Raw genomic sequence first — 19,453 nt, forward strand, 5'->3', positions numbered from 1 at the left:
ATGGCTTCCACCCCTGAGCAGAAGCGCGCGCGGCTGGCGGAACTGCTGCGCGAGAAGCGCCGCCCCACTTCGCGTGTTCCTGCGTCGTTCGGTCAGGAGCGCATGTGGTTCCAGGAGCGGCTGACTCCAGGGCAGGCCGGTTTGAACCTGCTCTATTCGGTACGGCTGGAGGGGCGGCTCGACGTGCCCTCGTTGGCGAGCAGCCTGGATGAAGTGGTGCGCCGCCACGCGGTGCTGCGCACCACCTTCGTGGAACAGGATGGACGGCCGTGGCAGCGCATCGCGCCCGAGCTGCACATGCCCCTGCCCGTGGTGCCAGTAGCGAATGCCGAGGAGGCCTGGAGCCGGCTGCATGAGGAAGCCCGCGCGCCGTTCGACCTGGAGCAGGGACCGCTGCTGCGCGCCGTGCTGTTCGCTGTCTCTCCCACCGAACATCTGTTGCTGCTCGCGCTGCACCACACCGTGTCCGACGGCTGGTCCATGGGCCTGCTGGTGCACGAGCTGGGTGTCCTCTACGCGGCCCTGGCTTCAGGGGAAGCGCCCGTGCTGCCCTCGCTGGCTTTGCAGTACGCGGACTTCTCCGTGTGGCAGCGTGAGGCGTTGCGGGGTGAGGCGCTGGAGGCGGCGCTCGACGTGTGGCGCTCGCGGCTGGATGCGCGGGCCGTCCTGTCGCTGCCCACGGACCGGCCCCGCACCGGGCAGGCGGACAGCCGGGGCGCGACCATGTCCGCGATGCTGCCGGGCCCGCTGGTCCAGCGGCTCACGGCCCTGGCGGGACAGGAGGGCACCACGCTCTTCACCGTGCTGCTCGCGGGCTTCAAGCTGCTGCTCCTGCGCTACTCCGGACAGGCTGACCTCACGGTCGGCACGCCCGTCGCCGGACGCTCGCGCGCGGAGCTGGAGCCGCTGGTCGGGTTGTTCGTCAACACGCTCGCACTGCGGACATCGCTCGCGGGGGATCCTTCGTTCCGCGCACTCATCGGCCGCGTGCAGGCGACGTCGGTGGAGGCCTTCGCGCACCAGGACGTGCCCTTCGAGAAGCTGGTGGAGGTCCTCCAGCCTCCGCGCCACCTGGACGTTCCGCCGTTCTTCCAGGTGATGTTCGTCCTGCAGAACACGCCGCTTCCGGCCGTGCGTCTGCCGGGGCTGACGCTGGACGCGCAGTTCGTGGACAGCGGGTTCGCGCAGTTCGACCTCACCCTCTTCGCCTTCGAACAGGCGGACGGACTGCGCCTCACCGCCGAGTACCGCACTGCCCTCTTCGACGAGGCCTCGATGGTGCGGCTGATGGGGCACCTGCGGGTCCTGCTGGAGGACGCCGTCTCCCGCCCTGGGGCGCGCCTGTCGGAGCTGTGCCTGCTGGATGCGGCGGAGCGGCAGCGCGTGCTCCATGCGTGGAACGGGCCTCGGGAGGTGTTTCCTCGCGGGGTGCTGCTGCATCAGTGGGTGGAAGCGCAGGTGGCCCGCACGCCGGAGGCCGTGGCCGTCACATTTGGAGAGACGGCGCTCACGTATGCGCAGCTGGAGGCGCGGGCCAATCAGCTCGCGTGGCACCTGCGTTCGATGGGCGTGGGGCCGGAGATCCGCGTCGGGTTGATGCTGGAGCGGTCGCTGGAGCTGGTGGTGGCGCTGCTCGCGACGTTGAAGGCGGGCGGGGCCTACGTTCCCCTGGATCCGTCCCTGCCCGAGCAACGGCTCGCGTGGATGTTCGAGGATGCGCGGCCCGCCGTGGTGCTCATCCAGGAACGGCTGGCGGCGCGGCTGCCGGCCGGAGTCGGCGTGCCCGTGCTCCGCTTGGATTCCCAGTGGGCGGAAGTGGCGCGGCAGCCATCCGTGACGCCGCCCCCCGTGGGCTCCGAGGACGCACTGGCCTACGTCATCTTCACCTCTGGCAGCACGGGACGGCCGAAGGGGGCGATGAACGCGCACGCGGGCATCGTCAACCGGCTCCTGTGGATGCAGGGGGCGCTGCCGCTGTCTCCAGACGATGCGGTGTTGCAGAAGACGCCGTTCAGCTTCGACGTATCCGTGTGGGAGTTCTTCCTGCCGCTGATGACGGGCGCTCGGCTGGTGGTGGCGCGGCCTGGAGGACACCAGGAGCCGGACTACCTGGCGGACCTCATCGCGCGGGAGCGCATCACCGTCACGCACTTCGTGCCGTCCATGCTCCAGGCGTTCCTGGAAGCGTCCGGCCTGGAGCGGTGCGCGTCGTTGCGCCAGGTGGTGTGCAGCGGTGAAGCGCTGCCGCTGGAGCTGGCTGAACGGTGCCTGACGCGGCTGCCGGGCGCCCGGCTGCACAACCTCTACGGACCCACCGAAGCCGCGGTGGATGTCACCGCGTACGAGTGCGTGCGCGCAGCGCTCGGGCGAGCCGTGCCCATCGGGTTTCCGGTGGCGAATACGTGGATCCGGCTGTTGGACGCGTCACTGCGGCCGGTGCCCCAGGGCGTGCCCGGGGAGCTGTTCATCGGCGGCGTGCAGGTGGGACGCGGCTATCTGGGCCGGACGGACCTGACCTCGGAGCGCTTCATTCCGGATGCGTACAGCGACACGCCCGGGGCCCGGCTGTACCGCACGGGGGACCTCGCCCGGTGGCTGCCCGACGGCGCCATCGAATACCTGGGCCGCACCGACTTCCAGGTGAAGGTGCGCGGGCTGCGCATCGAATTGGGGGAGATTGAAGCCGCGCTGGAGCAGCATCCCACCGTGCGGCAGGCCGTCGTCGTGGCGCTCGCGGGCGTCACGGCGAGCGACACGCGGCTGGTGGCGTATCTCGTCGGCGGTGCGGATGTGCCAGGCGCGGAGGCCCTTCGCGCGTTCCTCGCGGAGAAGCTTCCCGAGTACATGGTGCCCGGAGCCTTCGTCCCGCTGGAGTCCCTGCCGCTGACCCCCAGCGGCAAGGTCGACCGCAAGGCACTGCCGACGTCCGACGTCGCCTCGGTGGTGGCTCCGGAGTACGTCGCGCCGCGCACGCCCACGGAGGAGCGGCTGGCCGCGCTCTGGGCGGAGTTGCTGCGCGTGGAGCGCGTGGGCGTGCATGACGACTTCTTCGCGCGGGGTGGCCATTCGCTGCTCGCCACGCAGCTTCTTTCGCGCATCCGCGCGGCGTTGCAGATCGAACTGCCGCTGCGCTCGGTCTTCAAGGCGCCCACGATCGCGGCCCTGGCTTCGGCGCTGGATGAGGCGCGGGGCCGGACCGAGGGGTCCCAGGCGCCGTCCCCGCAGCCCGTGTCCCGGGAGGGGGAGCTGGCGCTGTCCTTCGCGCAGCAGCGGCTGTGGTTCCTGGAGCAACTCCAGCCCGGTGGCGTTGCGTACAACCTGCCAGGGACCGTCCTGCTCGAAGGCGAGCTCCACGTTCCCTCGCTGCGGCAGGCGCTGGATGCGCTGGTCCAGCGGCATGAGGTGTTGCGCACCACGTTCGCCTCCGGAGCACGCGGCCCCGTCCAGCGCATCGATGCCCACGGTGCGTGCCCGTTCGAATTCGTGGACCTGAACGAACTGCCCCCGAGTGCACGCGAGACCCGGCTGCGGGACGTCATCTCCGAACAGGCGCAGCGGCCCTTCAACCTGAGCCGGGGACCGATCTTCCGCGCGGTGCTCGTGGGGCTGGAAGAGACGCGGCATGTGCTGCTCGTCCTCACGCACCACATCGCTTCCGACGGCTGGTCCACGGGGGTGCTCGTGCGCGAACTGGTCGCGCTCTACCGGGCCTTCGCTTCCGGCCAGGCGCCTTCGCTTCCTCCGCTCTCCCTCCAGTACGCCGACTTCGCCGCGTGGCAGCGGCAGTGGCTTCAGGGGGAGGTGCTTTCCACGCAGCTTGCGTGGTGGAGGGAGCAGCTCGCGGGTGCGCCTCCGCTCCTGTTGCTTCCCACGGACCGGCCGCGTCCGGCGGTGCAGACGTTCTCGGGCTCACAGCTCGCGGTGCGGCTGCATCGGAAGCTGACGGAGGGCGTGCATGCCGTGGCGAGGCAGACGGGGTCTACGCCCTTCATGGTCCTGCTGGCCGCGTACCAATTCCTGTTGTCGCGGTATGCCGGGCAGGACGACGTCAGCGTCGGCGCTCCGGTCGCGGGCCGCACCCGTTCGGAGACGGAGGGGCTCATCGGCTTCTTCGTCAACACGCTGGTGCTGCGTGCGCGCATCGACCCGCGCGCTTCGTTCCGGACGCTGCTGGCCCAGGTCCGCGCCACCACGCTCGGCGCCTTCGAACACCAGGACGTTCCCTTCGAGAAGCTGGTGGAGGAACTCCAGCCCGCTCGCGACCCGAGCCACACGCCCTTCTTCCAGGTCACCCTCACCCTCCAGAACGCGCCCACCGCGGAGTGGCGGCTGCCGGACCTCACGCTGCGCGAGCTGCCGCCTCCGTTCACACCGTCGAAGTACGACTTCAGCCTCATCCTGGAAGAGTCGGCGGATGGCATCACCGGAAGCCTCCACTACAACACCGACCTCTTCGACGCGGCCTTCCTCCAGGGATTGATGCAGGGCTACGCCACGCTGCTGGAAGTGCTTCCCGGGCAGATGGAAGTCCCGATGGAGCGCCTGTCGCTGATGCCCTCGGAGACACGGCGTCAGGTGCTGACGGAGTGGAGCGGGGTCTCCGCCGTTCCGGACTTCTCCGCTCAGTCCATCCCAGCCCGCTTCGCGGAACAGGTCGCTCGGACTCCGGACGCAGTGGCGCTGGTGTCCGAAGCCGGAAGCCTGACCTACTCGCGACTCGATGCGCGCGCGAACCAGCTCGCGCATCACCTGCGCGCCTCTGGCATCGCCGAGGGCAGCCGCGTCGCCGTGCTGTTGCCCCGCTCGCCGGACCTCATCGTCTCGCTGCTGGCGGTGCTCAAGGCCGGGGCCGCCTATGTGCCCATCGACCTGAAGGCGCCTCCCGAGCGCTGGTCGCTCCAGCTGGAGCAGTCCGGGGCGGCGATGGTCGTCACGCTGGAGGCGCTCGCGGATGAACTGCCTTCGCTGCTGACGCCGCTGGTGATGCTGGATGCGGAGGCGTCCCAGCTGGCTACGCGGCCGGAGACCGCGCTGCCGGACACGTGCTTGGCGGGCGACCGGCTGGCGTATGTCCTCTTCACCTCCGGATCCACCGGAACTCCCAAGGGCGTCTGTGTTCCGCATCGCGCCGTGCTGCGGCTGGTGGTGGATACAGGCTTCATGCGCTTCGGTCCGGACGAGGTCGTCCTCCAGCTCGCACCGGCCGCGTTCGATGCGTCCACCCTCGAAATCTGGGGAGCGCTGCTGCATGGGGCCCGGCTCGTGCTGGCGCCTCCGGGGGAGCTGTCCCTCGCGCGCATCGCGGAGGTGCTGACCGGGCACCAGGTCACCACGCTGTGGCTCACGGCCGCCCTCTTCGAACAGATGGCCGTGCACCATCCGGAGGCCCTCGCCTCCGTGTCGCAGGTGCTGGCGGGAGGCGACGTGCTCCCGGCGTCCCGCGTGCGGGAACACCTGGCGCGGCTGCCTCCGGGCGCGGCGTTGATCAACGGCTACGGGCCCACCGAGAACACCACCTTCTCCGCCACCCACGCCATGCACGCGGGCGACGCGGTGGGAGCCGCCGTTTCCATCGGGCGTCCGCTGCCCCACTCCACCGCCTACGTGCTGGATCCGGCGATGCGGCCGGTACCTCCAGGCATGCCTGGGGAGCTGTACGCCGGTGGCGAGGGACTGGCATGGGGCTACCTCCACCAGCCTGCCCTCACCGCCGAGCGCTTCGTCCCCCATCCGTTCAGCACGACGCCGGGTGCACGGCTCTACCGTACCGGAGACAGGACGCGCTGGCGCGCGGATGGCACGTTGGACTTCCTGGGGCGCACCGACTTCCAGGTGAAGCTGCGCGGCTTCCGCATCGAACCGGGCGAGGTCGAGGCCGCCCTGCGCGGTCTGCCAGGCGTGCACGAAGCCGTGGCCGTGATGCGAGAGGATACCGCCGGAGACAAGCGGCTGGTGGCCTACGTCGTCGGTGAGTCCCTGGACGGCTCGGCACTGCGCTCCGCCCTCCAGCAGCGGCTTCCCGACTACATGATCCCCAGCGCCTTCGTGGTGCTGGACGCCCTGCCCCTCAACACCAACGGCAAGCTGGACCGCTCCGCCCTTCCTGCTCCCGAGGTCCCCGTGGCTTCGGCGGACACGTACGTCGCGCCCCGTGACGCGGTGGAAGAACAGCTCGCGGCCCTGTTCGCCGAGGTGCTGCACGTCACTCGCGTGGGCATCCACGATGACTTCTTCGACCTGGGCGGGCACTCCCTGCTGGCCACGCAGGTGGTCTCGCGCCTGCGTTCAACGTTGGGCGTGGAGTTGCCCCTGGGCGACCTCTTCGCCGCCCCCACCGTGGAGAGGCTCGCGGGCCGGGTGTCGGCCCTGCGCTCGCGGGGAGAATCCGGTCCGAGGACTCCGCCACTCGTGGCCTCGCCGCGCTCCGGTCCCGTACCGCTGTCCTACGCGCAGCAGCGGTTGTGGTTCCTGGATCAACTCCAGCCCGGCAGCGCCTTCTACAACGTGCCCGGCATCCTCGTGCTCGACGGGGAGCTGGATGCCTCCGCGCTGGAACGGTCCCTCCAGGCCCTGGTGCGACGTCATGAAGTCCTGCGCACCACGTTCGGGTCCGAAGGGGACACGCCGGTCCAACGGCCCCAGTCCGAAGGAACGCTCACGCTGACCGTCGTCTCGCTGGAGGCCACTCCCGACGACCGCCGTGAAGCCGAAGCGCACCGTCACGCCGCCTCCGAGGCCGTCCGGCCCTTCAACCTGGGCACGGGGCCCCTGATGCGTGCCGTGCTGTTGCGCCTGGATTCACGGCGGCACTGGTTGCTCCTCACGCTGCACCACATCGTCTCCGACGGTTGGTCCATCGGGGTCTTCGCTCGCGAACTCGGCGCGCTGTACCGGGCCTTCGCTTCCGGGCAGCCTCCGGCGTTGCCTCCCCTCCCCCTCCAGTACTCGGACTTCGCGGTGTGGCAGCGCTCCTGGCTCCAGGGGGACGTGCTCCAGGCGGAGCTGGACTGGTGGCGGGGGCAGCTCGATGGCGCGCCCACCGCGCTGGAGTTGCCCACCGACCGCCCGCGCCCCTCCGCGCAGTCGTTCCGGGGCGCTTCGCTTCCCGTGACGCTGACTCCACGCGTGTCCGACGCGGTGAAGGCGCTGTCGGCCCGGGAAGGCGCCACGCCGTTCATGGTGCTGCTCGCGGGCTTCCAGCTGCTGCTGTCGCGCTACTCGGGCCAGGACGATGTGCTGGTGGGCTCCGCCATCGCCAATCGCAACCGCGCGGAGACGGAGGGGCTCATCGGCTTCTTCGTCAACACGCTGGTGCTCCGTGCACGCATCGACCCTCGGGCCTCCTTCCGGACGCTGCTGGCCCAGGTGAAGGCGACGACGCTCGCGGCGTACGCGCATCAGGACCTTCCCTTCGAGAAGCTGGTGGAAGGCACGCAGGGCGCTCGCGACCTGAGCCGCTCTCCGCTGTTCCAGGTGGCGTTCACGTTCCAGAACGCCCCCATGGATGCGCTGGACCTTCCTGGCCTTCACCTGGCGCTGCGTGGCGGGGAGATCATCACCGCGAAGTTCGACCTGGACTTCAGCCTCCAGGAACGGGACGGCGCGTTCAGCGGCGACGTCAACTTCAGCACCGACCTCTTCGACACTGAAACCGTCACCCGGATGATGGCGCACTTCGAGGCGCTGCTCGGCGCGCTCACGACACGCCCGGATGCGCCGGTGCGGGAGCATTCACTGCTCGGCGAAATGGAACGCCAGCGCGTGCTCGTGGACTGGAACGCCACGCACCGTCCGCTCGCGCCCCACACCGTCCCGGAGTTGTTCGCGGCCCAGGCCCTCCGCGCTCCCGACGCGGTGGCCGTTCAGCACCAGGGCCAGGTGCTCACCTACGCGGCGCTGGCCGCACGGGCCCGGCGACTGGCTCGTCGCCTGCGAACCTCCGGGCTCCAGCCTGAAGCCCGGGTCGCGCTGTGCGTGGAGCGGGGCCTGGAGCTGGTGGTGGGGATGCTCGGCATCCTGGAAGCGGGCGGGTGTTACGTGCCCATGGATCCCGCCTATCCGCGCTCCCGTCTCGCGTTCATGTTCGAGGACTCGGGCATCTCCGCGGTGGTGGCGCAGCGGCACCTGATGGGCGCCCTCCCTGAGCATTCCCTGCCCACGGTGTGCCTGGAACCGGACGCGGATGGGCCCGGCCAGGCCCCGGGGCTCGCTTCCGAAGACGTCACCGTGAGGCCGGAGCAACTGGCCTACGTGCTCTACACGTCGGGTTCCACCGGTACTCCCAAGGGCGTGGGCATCCCGCACCAGTCCATCGTGCACCTGGTGCGGGACACGAACTCCGTCCAGCTGGGCCCGGACGATTGCATGGTGCAGGCCGGCACGCCTTCGTTCGACCTGGCCACCTTCGAGGTCTGGGGCGCGCTGCTCAACGGCGCGCGGCTCGTCATCCTGCCGCGTGAAGTGACGCTGGCCCCGGCGGAGCTGGCGCGCGCGTTGCGCGACGTGGGCGCCACCACGGCCCTGTTCGCCACGGCGCTGTTCCACACGGTCGCCCGCGAAGTGCCGGACGCGTTCGCCACGATGCGGACGGTCCTCTATGCCGGTGAGGCCGCGAACGCGGATGCGGCTCGCGCGGTGCTGCGCGCCGGGCCTCCGGGCCGGCTGGTGAACCTGTATGGCCCCACGGAGACCACCGTGGGCGTCACCACGCACGACATCGTGGACCTGCCGGAGCATGTGACGTCGGTGCCCATCGGCCGGCCGATGACGCGCGTCCAGACGTACGTGCTGGATGCGCACGGTCAGCCCGCGCCCGTGGGGGTCCCGGGCGAGCTGTACCTGGGCGGTGATGGACTGGCCCGAGGCTATCTGGGCCGTCCCGCGCTGACGGCGGAGCGCTTCGTGCCTTCGCCGTTCGGTGATGTGCCCGGTGCGCGGCTGTACCGCACGGGCGACCGCGTGCGCTGGCTGGTGGACGGCACGCTGGACTTCCTGGGCCGCATGGACACGCAGGTGAAGCTGCGCGGCTTCCGCATCGAGCTGAGCGAAGTGGAGGCCACCCTCCGCCAGCACCCGTCCGTGAAGGCCGCGGTGGCCGGGGTGATCGAGGATCGCCTCGTGGCGTGGTACGTGCCGGGCGCTCCGGTGGAGGCGGCGGTGCTGCGCGCCTTCGTCTCTGAACGGCTGCCCTCGCCGCTGGTGCCCTCCGCGTTCGTGTCGCTGGACGCATTGCCGCTCACACCCGTGGGCAAGGTGGACCGCAAGGCCCTGCCTGCTCCGGATTCACGTGCTGTCGCCAGCGGGCCTGTGGCTCCGGAGCGGATGACCCTCTTCCAGCAGCGCATCGCCACGCTGTTCCAGGAGCTGCTCCGCCTGGAGCCGGTCGGACTTCACGATGACTTCTTCGTCATCGGGGGCCATTCGCTGCTGGCCACGCAGCTCGTCTCGCGGCTGCGTTCGACCTTCGGCGTGGAGCTGCCGCTGCGCGCCCTCTTCGACGCGCCCACCGTCGCCCGGCTCACGGAGCGTGTGGAGGCCCAGCTCCTCTCGCGCGTCGAGGGACCGCGCACTCCAGCGCTCGTCGCCACGTCGAGGGACCGGGACCTGCCCGTGTCCTTCGCGCAGCAGCGGCTGTGGGTGGTGGAGCAACTGCGTCCGGGCGGCAGTCAGTACAACATCGCCACCGCGCTGCGGCTGGACGGCGCGCTGGACGTGGAGGCGCTGCGATGCGCGCTGGAGCTCGTCGTCTCCCGCCACGAAGCCCTGCGCACCACCTTCGCGATGAAGGACGGACAGCCCGTTCAGCAGGTGCACGCGGCGGAGGCGTGGGTGCTCCCGATCACGGACCTGACCACCGTGCCCCAGGAGTCCCGCGAAGACGAGGCCAGGCGGCGCTCCGTGGAGGAAGCAGCGCTTCCCTTCGACCTGGTTCGGGGCCCGCTCCTGCGCACGCGGCTGCTGCGCCTGGAGGCAAGGGAGCACCTGTTGCTCCTGTGCATGCACCACATCGTCTCCGATGGTTGGTCGATGGGCGTGCTGGTCCGCGAAGTGGCCGAGGGCTACGAGGCCTTCTCCTCCGGCCGGATGCCCGTGTTGCCGACACTGCCGGTGCAGCCCGCGGACTTCGCCGTGTGGCAGCGCTCCTGGCTCCAGGGGGACGTGCTGACGAGGGAGGTGGCGTGGTGGAAGCAGCACCTCGCCGGGGCGCCCCAGGTGCTGGAGCTGCCCACGGACAAGGCGCGTCCAGCGCTCCAGTCCACGAAGGGGGCACTGCTCCCCGTGCACCTTCCGTCAGGCGTAGTGGACCGGCTGGTGATGCTGGGCCGTTCGGAAGGCGCGACGCCGTACATGGCGTTGCTCGCGGTGTGGCAGGTGCTGCTGTCGCGGTACTCGCGGCAGGAGGAGCTGCTGGTGGGTTCGCCCATCGCGGGCCGGGACCGCGCGGAGCTGGAGGGGCTGGTCGGCTTCTTCGTGAACACGCTGGTGCTTCGCGGGCGGGTGCGTCCGGGGGACTCGTTCCGGACGCTGCTCGCCCAGGTGCGGGCCACGGCGCTCGCCGCCTTCGAGCACCAGGACCTGCCCTTCGAGAAGCTGGTGGAGGAGCTCCAGGTGGCTCGCGACCTGAGCCGCAATCCGCTGGTGCAGACGGTGTTCGCGCTCCAGAACGCGCCCACCGGCGAGTTGAAGGCGCCGGGACTCACGCTGCGGCCCGTGCCGGTGGACAACGCCACGGCGCGCTTCGACCTGGGCCTGTTGCTGCATGAGGCGCCGGACGGTCTGCGCGGCGTCCTCGAATACAGCACGGACCTCTTCGAGCGCCCCACGGTGGAGCGGCTGGCCGGACATCTGCGGACGTTGCTGGAGGCCGCCGTCGCCGCGCCGGACGCGCCCCTGGCCCGGCTGGAATGGCTCACGCCCGAGGAGCGCCAGCAGGTGCTCACGGACTGGAACGCCACCGGCGTGGACTACCCGCGTGAGTCGAACCTCGTGGAACGCTTCGCGCTCCAGGCCGCTCGGCGTCCGGAGGCCATCGCGCTGGAGTTCGGTGATGCGCGGCTGACGTACTCAAAGCTCGATGCCCGGGCGAATGCGCTGGCCTGGGTGCTGCGCTCGCAGGGCGTGGGGCCGGATGCGCTGGTGGCGGTGTGCCTGGAGCGCTCCGCGGAGCTTGTCGTCACGCTCCTGGCCATCCTCAAGGCGGGTGGGGCCTACGTTCCGCTGGATGCCGCGTATCCGGCGCGGCGCCTGGCCCTCATGTTGGAGGACGCGCCGCCCCGGTTGCTCGTCACCACCCGCGCGCTGCGGGCCTCGCTGCCGGTCGCGGAAGGCGTGCCGTGCGTCTTCGTGGAAGAGACGCGCCTGGAGGGTCAGCCCTCCACCGCGCCGGACGTGGCGCTCTCCTCGCGGAACCTCGCGTACGTGGACTTCACCTCCGGCAGCACCGGCCGTCCCAAGGGCGTCGCCGTGGAGCACCGGGGCGTGCTGCGGCTGCTGCACGGTGCCACCTGGGCCCGCTTCACTCCGGACGAGTCATTCCTGCTGATGGCTCCGCTGTCGTTCGACGCGTCGACGCTGGAGCTGTGGGGACCGCTGCTGTCCGGAGGCAGGCTCGTGGTCTTCCCGCCCCAGCCACCCACCGACCTGGAGCTGCTGGGACAGGTCATCCGCCGCCACGGCGTCACATCGCTCTACCTGTCCGCGGGCTTGTTCGCGCAGGTGGTGGACGTGAAGCTGGAGGTGCTGCGCGGACTGCGGCAGCTCTTCGTGGGCGGAGATGTCCTGTCCCCCACGCACACGCGCCGCGTGGTGGAGACGCTGGGCCTTCCGGTGGTCAACGGCTACGGACCCACCGAGGCCACCGTCTTCACCTGCTGCCTCCGCATGGACCGGCCCGAGGACGTCCCGGGCGAGGCGATCCCCATCGGGCCTCCCCTGCCGAACACGCGGACGTTCGTGGTGGACGGCTCGCTGCGGCCGGTACCCGTGGGCGTGCCGGGTGAGCTGCTCATCGGAGGGGACGGGCTCGCGCGGGGCTACCTCTCCCGCGCGGACCTCACCGCCGAGCGCTTCATCCCCCACCCCTTCGCGACCACGCCCGGAGAGCGCGTGTACCGCACGGGAGACCGCGTGCGCTGGCGCGCGGACGGGAGCCTGGAGTTCCTGGGCCGCATCGACAGCCAGGTGAAGGTGCGCGGCTACCGCATCGAACTGTCCGAGGTCGAAGCCGCCCTCCGTGACTGGCCCGCCGTCACCGATGCCGCCGTGCTCGTGCGCGAGGACGTGCCCGGTGACAAGCGGCTTGTCGCCTACGTGGTGGCCGGTGTGCTGGAGGTCCCCGCGCTGCGCGAACACCTGCGGCAACGGCTGCCCGAGTACATGGTCCCGGCCGCGTTCGTCCCGCTGCCCGTCCTGCCCCTCACCGCCACGGGCAAGTTGGATCGCCAGTCGCTGCCCGCGCCGGATGTCGCGGCCAGTGCTCGAATGGGCCGGTTCGTGGAGCCCGCGGATCCGCTGGAAGAAGAGCTCGCCACCACCTGGGCCCGGGAGCTGGGAGCCCGGAGCGTGGGCGTCCACGACCACTTCTTCGAGGACCTGGGGGGCACGTCCCTCACCGTGGTCCGCGTCGCCAGCCGGCTGCACGAGGCGCTCCAGCGCGACGTCCCCGTGGTCTGGTTGTTCGAACATCCGACGGTCCACGGACTGGCCCGGCGGCTGGAGCGGGAGGGGCTGAGCTCACGGCCTGCCCCCGAGCCCGCGCCGAACCCCATGGCGCACGCGATCCCTGGCGCTACGTCACTGACGGAGCCCTTCATGCCCCTGCAATCCGCGCCCGCGTCCGCCGCGATGCCCATGGGCTCCGGCTCCGCTTCAATCCCCGCGTCGGTGCCTTCCATGTCTGCTTCGGCTCCTGAGCCTGCGCCTTCGAGGATCGCGACGGACGGGACGGCCGCGCTGCCGTCGAACGCCATCGCCATCATCGGCATGTCCGGGCGCTTCCCCGGTGCGGCGTCGGTGGAGGAGTTCTGGCGCAACCTGCGCGAAGGCGTGGAGTCCATCTCCCGCTTCACGCCCGAGGAGCTGGAACAGATGCCCGGCCTGCCGCCGGGCGTGGAGCTGTCACAGCACCCGGGGTTCGTGCCGGCCCACGGCGTGCTCACGGACATCGATCAGTTCGACCCCGCCTTCTTCGACATGTCGCTGCGCGAGGCGCAGTGGACCGACCCGCAGCAGCGGATGTTCCTCCAGTGCGCGTGGGCGGCGTTGGAGGACGCGGGCATCGACCCCGCTCGCTTCCCGGGCGTCATCTCGCTCTTCGCGGGGGCGAACGAATCCGGCTACGCGAACGAGGTGCAGCGGCATCTGCCGTTGGACTCGGCCGCGTTCTTCGAGCTGTTTGGCACCGCGACCTACCAGAGCCTGCCGACGAAGGTGTCCTACAAGCTGGGGCTCACCGGCGAGAGCATGCTCGTGTACACGGCGTGCTCCACGGGGCTCGTGGCGGTGCACGTCGCGTGTCAGAACCTGTTGTCCGGGCTGTCGGACGTGGCGCTCGCGGGCGCGACGCGGCTGTCGGTGCCGCAGCGCACCGGCTACGTGCACCAGGAAGGGATGATCTACTCCCCGGACGGCCACTGCCGCGCTTTCGATGCGAAGGGCCAGGGCACTGTCTCCGGCAGCGGCGTGGCCGCGGTGGTGCTCAAGCGGCTGGAGGACGCGGTCCGCGACGGCGACCCCATCCACGCCGTCATCCGAGCCACCGCCGTCAACAACGACGGGCGCGATAAGTCCGGCTTCACCGCGCCCAGCGTGCAGGGACAGGCAGCCGTCATCACCCAGGCGCTGCGCCGTTCGGGCGTGGCGGCACGGGACATCGGCTACGTGGAGGCGCACGGGACGGCGACGCCGCTGGGCGACCCCATCGAGGTCGCCGCGCTCCAGCGCGCCTATGGCCTGGGCCCTGAGCACCGGGGCACCATCCCGCTGGCTTCGCTCAAGACGAACGTGGGCCACCTGGACACGGTGGCGGGACTCGCGGGGCTCATCAAGGCCGCGCTGTCGCTGCGCGAGGAGGAGATTCCTCCCAGCCTCCACTTCGAAGCGCCGAACCCGCGCATCGACTTCTACGCCGGGCCGTTCTTCGTCAATACGCGCTTGCGGCCCTGGCCTCGGGGGAAGACGCCTCGGCGCGCGGCGGTGAGTTCCTTTGGCGTGGGCGGGACGAATGCGCACGCCGTGCTGGAGGAAGCGCCGGTCGTCCGGAGTGGCCCGACGTCGCGCTCGCACCAGCTCTTCGTCCTGTCGGCGCGCTCGCCGGAGTCGCTGGAGGAGGGAGCGCTGGCGCTGGCGTCGCATGTGCTGGCGGACCGGTCTCCGGAGGCGCTGGAGGCGGCGTCCTTGAAGTTGGCGGATCAGGTGTTGTCCGCGCGTTCGCCAGAAGCACTGGAGGCGGCGGCGAAGCAGCTGGCGCTGCGCGTGCTGTCGGCGCGTTCGCCCGAGTCCCTGGAGGCGTTGTCGGCCCGGTTCTCCGTGGAGGTCTCGGGGGATGGGAGTGGGTTCGCGGACGCGGCATACACGCAGGCCGTTGGACGGCGTGGGTTCGAGTACCGGCGCACGGTGGTCGCGAAGGATGCGGCGGACCTGGCGAAGCAGCTTCGCAAACCGGCCACGCCCGCGCGGTTGAAGGACGTGGAGGGGGCGCGCCGGAAGCGGGTGGCCTTCGTCTTCTCCGGACAGGGCTCACAGCAGGTGGGCATGGGGCGTGAGCTGTACGCATCCGTGCCGGCGTTCCGCGCGCAGGTGGATGCGTGCCTTGCGCTGCTGGATGCGCCCCTGCGTTCGCGGGTGGAGGCACTGCTGCGCCCGGGACCGGGCCAGGAGGCGGAGGCTTCCGCCACGCTCTCCGACACGCGCGTCGCGCTGCCCGCGCTGTTCACGGTGCAGGTGGCGCTGGCCCGGCTGTGGCAGGCGTGGGGCATCGTTCCGCATGCCGTCCTGGGTCACAGCTTCGGCGAGTACGCCGCGGCCTGTGTCGCGGGCGTGCTCTCACTGGCTGATGCCCTGCGGCTGGCCGTGGCTCGGGGGGAGCTGATGCACCGGCTGCCTCCAGGCGCGATGCTCGGCGTGGCGTTGCCGGCGGCGGAGGTCCAGCCCCTGCTCTCCGGCCGCCTGACGATCGCGGCACTCAATGCGCCGGACCGGTGTGTCGTCTCCGGGCCCGTGGAGGAGGTGGAGCGCTTCCAGGCGGTGTTGCAGCAGCGCAAGGCGGGCGCGGTGCGGATGCCGTCGGGCCATGCGTTCCACTCGGCGGACGTGGAGCCGCTGATGGGGGAGCTGGCACGAGTGGTGGGTTCGCTCCATCGGAGTGAGCCCTCCGTGCGGTACGTCTCCAGCCTCACGGGGGCGCTGGCGCGTCCGGGCGAGCTGGGCACTCCGGACTACTGGGCCACGCAGATGCGGCGGCCCGTGCGCTTCACCGACGCGGTGGGGGCCCTGCTGGAGGAGGGTTGCAGCGTGCTGCTGGAGGTGGGGCCCGGCCAGGACCTCACCCCGCTGATGCGCGCGTGCCTGGGCGAGGACAAAGAGCGCGTGAAGGCACTCGCGTCGCTGCGCCGGGGCGGTGCGACGACAGAACAGTCGGGACTGCTCCAGTGCGTGGGTGAGCTGTGGATGCAGGGCCTGGAGGTGGACTGGCCCGCGTTCTACGCCCACGAGCAGCGCCGCCGCGTGCACCTGCCGACGTATTCGTTCCAGCGCAAGCGCTGCTGGGTGGAGCCTCGCGTTCAGGGCAGTGCTCCCGTGGAGACGGGGGCCACCGGGCCGGGCGTTGCGCAGACGTCCGCACCACGCCACATCGCCGAGAGTGGAGCCCAAGCGGTGGTCCCCTCCTCCGCGTCCAAGGTCCTTCCTGCCACGGTGACAACGATACCGCTGCCGGTTGGCGGCCTCTCCAGGGAAGCGGCTCCGGCATCGCGTGCGCCTCCGGTGGCTGCAACGGCTGAAAGGCCCGCGCCATCTTCCGCTTCGTCCGTGAGCAAGGGCGCGTTGACGGCGCCCCCCGTGGAGCGCCCTGCCCTTCCTGTCGTCGGTGGCCGTGAGGACGCGCCTCGCGGTGACGTGGAGGTCCGGATCGCCACGCTGTGGCGTGAGCGCCTGGGCGTGGACTTCGTCGGCCGCGACGACAACTTCCTGGAGCTGGGCGGCAACTCGCTCATGGCCGCGCAGCTGCTCAACCAGCTCCGCGACGCCTTCCACGTCCAGGTGCCGCTGGCCGCGCTCTTCGAAGCGCCCACCGTCGCGGGCCTTGCTTCCCGCATCGAACCACTGCTCCAGGATGCTCCGGCGCAGGAGCCCACGCGCGAGCTGCCCCTCGTGCCCCGCTCCCGGACGGAACCGCTGCCCCTGTCCTTCGTCCAGGAGCGCGTCTGGCGTCTGGAGCAGTACCTCCCCGGACTGTCCGCCTACACGATCCCCTTCGTCCTGCGCCTGGAAGGCCCCGCCGACGCCGCCATCCTGGAGCGCGCCATCCAGGAGGTCGTCCAGCGCCACGAGGCCCTGCGCACCACCTACGACGCCGTGGACGGCCGGCCCGTGCAGCGCTTCCATTCCTTCGTGCGCATCCCGCTTCCCATCCTGGCGGTGGAAGGCACGCCCGAGGAACGCGAGGAGGCCGCCCTCCGCATCGCCCGCGAGGACGCCGCGCGTCCCTTCGATCTGGTGCGGGGCCCCGTGCTGCGCACCACGCTCGTGCGCCTGCGCGCGGACCTGCACCTGCTGGTCTGCGCCATCCACCACATCGTCTGCGACACGCTCTCCACGTCGCTCTTCCTCCAGGAAGTGGGACAGCTCTACGCCGCCTTCCTCCAGGGCCGGCCGTCCCCGCTGGCGCCCCTGCCCGTGCAGTACGCGGACTTCGGCGCGTGGCAGCGGCAGTCGCTCGCGGAAGCCCGCTTCCCCGAACAGGAACAGGGGTGGCATCAGCGGCTGGCCGGCATGCCCCGGCAGCTCGGCATCCCCACGGACCGGCCCCGGCCCTCGAACTGCCCGCTCACCTCCGAGCGCATGGTGCTCGACTTCCCGCCAGCGCTCGCCGAAGCGCTCGTCGCCTTCGGGCGCAACGAGGGCTTCACGTCGTACATGACGGTGCTCGCCGCGTGGAACGCGCTCCTGCATCGCTACACCGGGCAGGCGGACCTCATCGTCGGCACGCCCATCGGCAACCGCACGCGGCCGGAGCTGCTGCCGCTCATCGGCTATGTGGCGCACTCGGCCGCGTTCCGCACCCACGTTGGGGACGACCCCAGCTTCCGCGAGCTCCTGCACCGCGTGCGGCGTGAAGTCACCGACGTGCAATCGCGGCCGGACGTTCCGTTCGAGCTGCTCGTCGAACAGCTCGTCCCCGGACGGGACATCGGCCGGGAGCGAATGACGGACACGGTGTTCGTCTACCACTCGAACCTGGAGATGGGCGGCGACGCGCTGGCGGCCGTCGGCGCGCGGGGCACCTTCATCGAAGTGCCGGGCACGCCCGTGCAGTGGGGCGCCACGCTGTCGGACCTGACGCTCATCCTCACCGAGGAACCCGGCCGCGTGCACGGCGCGCTGGAGTACGCGACGGAGCTGTTCGACGCCTCCACCGCGCGGCGGATGCTGGAGCATCTCCAGGTGTTGCTCGGCGCGGCGCTGGCCCGGCCCGAGGAGCCCCTCTCCCGCCTGCCGCTGGCCACCGAAGCCGACCGCCGCGATTGGCCCGCGCCTCCGCCCGTCACGCAGGCCCCGGTCCTGCCCGCACGGCTGAGAGAACACCTGCTGCGGCAGCCGGACGCCGTCGCCGTGGAGCAGGCAGGGCGGACCTGGACCTGGCGGGAGCTGGCCACGCGTGCGCGGCGGCTCGCCCTGCGGTTGCGGGAACAGGGGCTCCGGCCGGGAGAACCCGTGGCGCTCTGCCTCCGGGCATCGCCGGAGAAGCTGGCCGCGCTGTGGGGGGTGCTGGAGGGGGGTGGCGCACCGGTGGCGCTCGGGCCCACGGAGCTGGACTCGCTGGCCGTCTATGCCGTGGAAGGCAGCGTCGTGCCCCGGCTCGTCACCTGGCGGGGGCTCTTCACCTCCACGCGACTGGAAGCCTCGCGCGTCCTGCACGTCGAAGAGGTGATGGGGGACGCATCACCCGTGACGGTGGAGACGGCGCTTCCTCTTCCCACGCCGGAGTCCCTGGCGTGGCTGCTGCCCATGAGCGCGGGGCAGCCTGCGTGGGCGTTGAGTCACACGTCGCTCACGGGCTTCTACGCGGGCCTGGATGCGCGGCTGCATCCGGCGCCGGGCACGACCTGGCTCGCCGCCTCCGGACCCGCTCCCGAGAAGCCCGAACTGGAAGCCCTCTGGGCCCTGTCACGCGGGCTGCGCGTGCTGTTTCCTTCCGAGGCCACCGCGTCGCGCCGGGGCGCTGACGAAGGAGCGGCGCGTCCGCTTCAGCTCAGCCTGTCGTACTTCGCCAACGACGAGGACTCGCTCACCGGGCCCAAGTACGAACTGTTGATGGAGGGCGCGAAGTTCGCGGATGCGAATGGGTTCTCCGCCATCTGGACGCCCGAGCGGCACTTCCACTCCTTCGGCGGCATCTATCCGCAGCCCGCGGTGGTCTCCGCCGCGCTCGCGGCCGTCACGCGCAACCTGCGCCTGCGCTCCGGCAGCGTCGTGCTTCCCCTGCATGATCCGCTGCTCGTCGCGGAGCAGTGGGCCGTCGTGGACAACCTGTCGCAGGGCCGAGTGGACGTGTCTGTCGCCACGGGCTGGCACGTGCAGGACTTCATCTTCGCGCCCGGGAACTACGCCGACCGGCGCACCATCCTGCTGCGCCACCTGGAGACGCTGCGCGGCCTGTGGCGAGGCGAGCGGCTGCGGCGCCCGGGCGGCAACGGCGTCACCGTGGAGGTGGGCCTGCGCCCGAAGCCCGTGCAGAAGGAGTTGCCCGTGTGGCTCACCGCCACCGCGAATCCGGAGACGTTCCGGCTCGCGGGCGAGCTGGGCGCGGGCGTCCTCACGGGCCTCTTCGCCCACTCATTGGAGGAGCTGAAGCCGAAGGTGGCCCTCTACCGCGAAGCGTGGCGCCGCAACGGGCATCCGGGCCGGGGCCACATCACGTGCATGCTGCACACGTACCTGGGTGACGACGAAGCCGAGGTCCTCCGGCAGGTGCGCAAGCCGCTGCTGGCGTACTTCCGGAGTTCGGCGGACATCACGACGTCGCTGCTCGCCGCGCAGGGATACCAGGGGGAGATCGCCAAGGTGTCCCGCGAGGACATTGACGCGCTGCTGGAGCACACCTTCGAACACCACGCGAAGGGCACCGGCCTCATCGGCACGGTGGAGAGCGGAATCAAGCGGCTGCGCGAGGTGCGGGCCTCGGACGTGGACGAGGTGACGTGCCTCATCGACTTCGGGTTGGAGACGCCGGTCG

General features: G+C 71.0%; 1 protein-coding gene (only partly in view). It reads left to right on the forward strand.

The annotated features are described in order from the left end of the window. Positions 1-19,453 carry the 5' portion of a non-ribosomal peptide synthase/polyketide synthase gene (locus D7X32_RS12695; protein WP_120602795.1) on the forward strand. The gene runs 12,821 nt beyond the window's last position, so the window shows 19,453 of its 32,274 coding nt (coding positions 1-19,453); the start codon lies at positions 1-3; the stop codon falls past the right edge of the window.

The sequence above is a fragment of the Corallococcus carmarthensis genome (assembly GCF_003611695.1).
In the GTDB taxonomy this organism is placed as follows: Bacteria; Myxococcota; Myxococcia; order Myxococcales; family Myxococcaceae; genus Corallococcus; species Corallococcus carmarthensis.